Source organism: Nitrosomonas nitrosa (assembly GCF_003051105.1).
Lineage (GTDB): Bacteria > Pseudomonadota > Gammaproteobacteria > Burkholderiales > Nitrosomonadaceae > Nitrosomonas > Nitrosomonas nitrosa.
In genome coordinates, this window is the sequence record NZ_QAOO01000057.1 from 1 (window position 1) to 5,323 (window position 5,323).

Here is a 5,323-nt window from a genome sequence, read left to right on the forward strand (position 1 = left end):
GAAATCAATGCTACCAAAACCTTCTTTCCCCGATCTGGATTACGTCTGATCTTTAAATTGGGGTCATCTTAAAATCGCTGGGATCAGGTGGTCTGTATTTAGGTGGGGCTCGACCGCCGTCCGATCTAATGACTGTTTTCATTGATAAACGCTGCACGATAGAAATTCGAACCATCTGCCATCTGCCATCTGCCAGCAGCCACTTGCTGCTGATGGCCCCACCAACCGGCATTCTCTACCAGGACTATGCGCCTAGGTAATGGAATGGACGCCCACTGAATCGTGGGTAAATTTTATTTGCGCTTATTTCCCGCCTAAATAGCCACAATAATGGAATGAGAAACAAAAATAAGACGGCAGGTTCCGGGATGCGTGTAAATTGTTCAGCCTCAAGACGGAAGGCCATATTGAGCGCGTTCGGACTGTCTAGAATCCAGGGAACATGAGTAGTATCGGTATCATCCATTTCACGATACCAGCCCAGCCTATCGCCAAATTGGCTCTCCAGCCAAAACCAATCCTGCCCTCCATCATTACTGAAAATGGATAGATAATAATTGGCACCACCTTGCAATAACCAATTGACGTTCACGTCGTAACGAAAAATAGCACCGCCAAACAGATCGACGAATCCTTCGCTATCATCTCCCGAGCCTAAAAAAACAGTTTCATACAGAAAATTATTAATAGCAGGACTTCCAGATCCGCCATCTTCAAAGATACGCACCGTAAATGACTCGTCATTCGGCGCGGCAGCATCGTAATTACCCCACCAGCTAATCTTCGTCAACGCGACATCTTCAGTAAATTGGAAATTTTCCGCAACTTGGCTACCAGTAGGACCGACACTTATATAACCATCTCCTCCTGCCACTCCGTCAAAGGAATATGGCGCTTGCTGCAGTATAAGCGCATTCGTAGTAATAGATATGCTACTCAATAGCAGTACAGCTAAGATTCGCCTGATAACATCTATCATAATGATCACCTCCCAATTTTTTTAACGCTAAAAATTAAAAAAACAAGTTTCAGTTTTTCACCGCAGTTCTTACCCTATTTCCACCCACAATCACACCAGCGATGCAAAATGCGCCATAGAGAAATAAAGGCAGGATTTTCGTACTTTTCTTAAAATTCTATAACTTACTTTAATCGAATAATATAAAATTTGGTATTTAGCCGAACCCTTGCATGGGAAAATCTATAAAAGCTAAGAAATGATGTCGGTCCAGAATAGGTTCCAGTATAAAAGCCTCCATTTATTATTCCTACCTTGTTTAAGCAATCCGGTAAAATCTAAATAGAATGAGTACAAGCAATAAAATCCCACGGGTTGGTTTTGTTTCCTTGGGTTGTCCCAAGGCCACGGTTGATTCTGAACGCATCCTAACGCGTCTGCGCACAGAAGGCTATCTCATATCACCTAGTTATGAAGACTCCGATCTGGTGGTGGTCAACACCTGTGGTTTTATCGACAGTGCGATTGCTGAATCGCTTGATGCGATTGGTGAAGCACTTACCGAAAACGGTAAAGTGATCGTTACCGGTTGCCTTGGTGCGAAAGGGAATATCGTCAAGCAAACTCATCCCAATGTGTTGGCGGTAACCGGCCCACAAGCAGCCGATGAAGTGATGGATGCGATTCATGCCCATTTACCCAAGCTGCACGACCCGTATGTCGACCTGGTGCCGCCTCAGGGAATCAAGCTAACGCCCAAACATTATGCCTATGTAAAAATTTCAGAAGGCTGTAACCATCGTTGTACTTTTTGCATCATCCCCAGTATGCGCGGCAATCTCGTCAGCCGCCCCATCAGCGATGTCATGCAGGAAGCGCAAAATCTGGTGGATGCGGGTGTTAAGGAATTACTGGTCATTTCACAGGACACCAGTGCTTATGGTGTGGATCTGAAATACCGCACCGGATTTTGGAAAGGCGAATTCATAAAATCACGCATCACGGAGCTTGCTCAGGCTCTGGGGGAGTTGGGAGTTTGGGTACGCTTGCATTACGTCTACCCTTACCCACATGTGGATGAACTCATTCCATTGATGGCCGCAGGGAAGATCACCCCTTATCTGGATATCCCTTTCCAGCATGCCAATGCGCGTATCCTCAAATTGATGAAACGCCCTGCGAATAGTGAGGATGTGCTCTCGCGCATTCAGCAATGGCGTGCAATTTGCCCTGAACTGACGTTACGGAGCACATTTATTGTCGGCTTCCCCGGTGAAACAGAACAAGAATTCGATGAGCTATTGGAATTTCTTAAAATCGCCCAGTTGGACCGCGTCGGAGCATTCATGTATTCACCCGTCGAAGGGGCGGCTGCCAACGATTTTCCCAATCACATCGCGCCTGAATTGCAACAGGAGCGTTTGGCGCGTCTGATGGCTATCCAAGCAGAAATCAGCGCTCAGCGGCTTGCACAAAAAATAGGCAAAACGCTGGAGGTATTGGTCGACGATGTCGATGAGTTAGGTGCGATCGCACGCAGCCATGCCGATGCGCCGGAGATCGATGGCTTGGTTTATGTACAAAATGGACAGTCACTGCAACAAGGCGATAAAGTCTTGGTGCGGGTCACTCATGCCGATGAACATGATCTCTGGGCAGAAATTGTTTAATTGGTCCACGATGGCCGTTATCTTTCCTTGAGAGGAGATTATTTTGGAACTTATACTCTGGCGTCATGCAGAAGCCGAAGAGGGCTATCCAGATGCCGCACGCAAACTGACCGAGAAAGGACTCAAGCAAGCGCACAACATGGCCCAGTGGCTTAAACCCAGACTGCCCAAGCATACGCGGATGATTGTCAGCCCTGCCACACGCACCCAACAAACGGCTTTGGCGCTCTGTGATGATTTTGAAACCACCCCGGAGGTCGGCACCGGTGCAAGCGTCGATACTGTCATCAGTGCAGCGCATTGGCCGTACGCAGAGAATGCAGTTTTGGTCGTCGGTCATCAACCTACTTTAGGTAATATCGCCGCTTCATTGATTTGTAACAAAAATACAGGCTTCAGCATCAAGAAAGGCGCTGTTTGGTGGTTTAGCTGCAAGCAAAGTGCTGCGACCGGCAATATCATCCTACGCGCGGTCATCAACCCCGATATGGTGTAGATATCGTTGATTGATGCATTCACTTTCATTGAGCGATGGCGCGCTTGATTCTGTTCAACAAACCCTATGGCGTTATTTGTCAGTTCACTCCGCAGGCGGGTTACTCATCACTTGCCGATTTCATTCCAATACCTCAGTTTTATCCTGCCGGACGACTCGATACCGACAGTGAAGGGCTGGTCCTTCTCACCGATGACGGAAAGCTGCAGCATAAAATTACCGACCCAAAATACAAACAACCCAAGACTTATTGGGCACAGGTAGAGGGCGCACCTACCCTTTCCGATCTTCAGCCGTTACGTGAAGGAATAATATTAAAAAACTATCGAACTCTGCCTGCGAAAGTTCGTCCAATATTAGAACCGATGCAACTATGGTCACGAACCCCACCGATACGATTCCGCAAAAAGATTCCCACTTCCTGGCTGGAACTGGTGCTCACCGAAGGAAAAAACCGGCAGGTACGGCATATGATGGCAGCGATTGGGTTTCCCACCCTGCGTTTGATTCGAACCGCTATCGGCCAGTATACACTTGCCGATTTACCACCCGGGCAATGGTGCATGATTGAATAATGGATGGCCTAACAGATTACTCCAACTCCCATTACGGCAATAATGCGATGTTACTTTCGGTTAAATTTCGGACGGTGAATAGTAAATTGAAAAAACAGCCACAATAAAAATGTCACGAAACTTCTTGACTAACCCAAAGCATCTCTTTAGATTGCTTCTTTGCATCATCGTCCAATTTTAACAGGAGGAACATTATTAATATGGACATCGTTTCGGCACTTTCGGGACTAATTGATCTACCGTGGTGGGGATATATTGTCATTACCTTGATCATGACCCACATCACGATTGCAAGCATCACAATTTTCCTACACCGCCATCAAGCTCACAGAGCGCTAGATTTACACCCTGTTCCAAGCCATTTCTTTCGTTTCTGGCTTTGGCTTACCACCGGTATGGTCACAAAAGAATGGACTGCTATTCATCGCAAACACCATGCAAAATGTGAATCGTTAGACGATCCGCACAGCCCGCAGATATTTGGCATCAAAAAAGTTTTAGCAGAAGGTTCAGAGCTTTATCGACTGGAATCCAAAAATAAAGAAACCATGGAAAGATATGGTCATGGCACGCCGGATGACTGGATTGAACGGAATATTTATACCAAATACAGCGCTTCGGGTGTCGGGCTATTGTTAATCATTAATTTTATTCTGTTTGGCCCCATTGGCATTACCATCTGGGCAGTACAAATGCTTTGGACCCCCATTTTCGCCGCAGGCGTCATCAATGGTGTTGGGCATTACTGGGGTTACCGTAATTTCCAAGCAGAAGATGCGAGCCGCAATATCGTTCCTTGGGGAATCTTGATTGGAGGGGAAGAACTTCACAACAACCACCATGCTTACCCCACTTCAGCCCGATTATCCAATAAATGGTATGAATTCGATATTGGCTGGTTATATATCCGCCTCCTTGAAATGATGGGATGGGCCACTGTCAAGAAAGTAGCGCCCAAGCTTAATCTCGACAAAAGCAAAACGGTATGTGATTTCGATACCCTTCAAGCGGTTATTTCCCACCGCTATGAAGTCTTGGCGAAATATACCCAATCACTCAAATCGATGCTCAAAAACGAAATTGATCATCTAAAAGACGTCGCGAGCCATCACGGCATAGATGGCACCACCCTGAAACGGTGGGTACTTGCCGATGCAAAAACCTTGCAGGAAGAAGAACGTGCTAAGCTAAGCCTGGTTCTCAGTAAAACCAGGAATCTCGATAAGGCCTACACGATGCGTGAAGAGCTGATGGCGATTTGGCAACGTTCAACTGCGTCCAAAGATGAGCTGGTCAAACAATTAGAAGACTGGTGCCATCGTGCGGAAGAAAGCGGAATCGAGGCGTTACAACAATTCTCACGCCGGTTACGCTCTTATGCATAACTAGACTCATTACCGAAGGGCAGAGGATATAACCTGATTAAATTCTCTGCCCGTGTTTGATTTTAAGCTCAGCTAATCTATAAAACTCCCCTCTCATCGCCTGCTTCATATCAAGATGACATCGTACTGCTCTTGCGTATAAGAACCCAAGAATCGCGATTCACTCATGTCAATGCAAGGAAATACCCCCACCACATAAGTGATTCGGTAGAATTAGAGCTATCGAAACTTTCACCTAT

Annotated in this window: 5 protein-coding genes; 4 read left to right on the forward strand and 1 reads right to left on the reverse strand. The window is 46.4% G+C overall.

The genetic code is table 11. From position 1 onward, the window contains the following. Nucleotides 1–244: 244 nt before the first annotated feature. Entirely contained in the window at nucleotides 245–979 is a 735-nt protein-coding gene (locus C8R30_RS15320; protein WP_107790529.1) for a hypothetical protein, read from the reverse strand. Between the two features lie 326 nt (nucleotides 980–1,305). On the opposite strand from C8R30_RS15320, the gene rimO reads away from it, so the two are divergent. The 4 genes from rimO (at nucleotide 1,306) to C8R30_RS15340 (ending at nucleotide 5,084) form a co-directional block, all read left to right on the forward strand. Further along, nucleotides 1,306–2,628 carry a 30S ribosomal protein S12 methylthiotransferase RimO gene (gene rimO, locus C8R30_RS15325; protein WP_107783240.1) on the forward strand — a complete coding sequence of 441 codons (1,323 nt, stop codon included), beginning with the start codon at nucleotides 1,306–1,308 and terminating at the stop codon, nucleotides 2,626–2,628. A gap of 43 nt (nucleotides 2,629–2,671) precedes the next feature. Beyond that, nucleotides 2,672–3,124 (forward strand): phosphohistidine phosphatase SixA, encoded by a 453-nt coding sequence (sixA, locus tag C8R30_RS15330; RefSeq protein ID WP_107783239.1) that lies wholly within the window; start codon nucleotides 2,672–2,674, stop codon nucleotides 3,122–3,124. Between the two features lie 35 nt (nucleotides 3,125–3,159). Then, entirely contained in the window at nucleotides 3,160–3,699 is a 540-nt protein-coding gene (locus tag C8R30_RS15335) for a pseudouridine synthase (RefSeq protein ID WP_107790530.1), read from the forward strand. A 200-nt stretch (nucleotides 3,700–3,899) separates the two neighbouring features. Beyond that, complete coding sequence (locus C8R30_RS15340) at nucleotides 3,900–5,084, forward strand: DesA family fatty acid desaturase (RefSeq protein WP_090671909.1); 1,185 nt, start codon at nucleotides 3,900–3,902, stop codon at nucleotides 5,082–5,084. Nucleotides 5,085–5,323 lie beyond the last annotated feature (239 nt).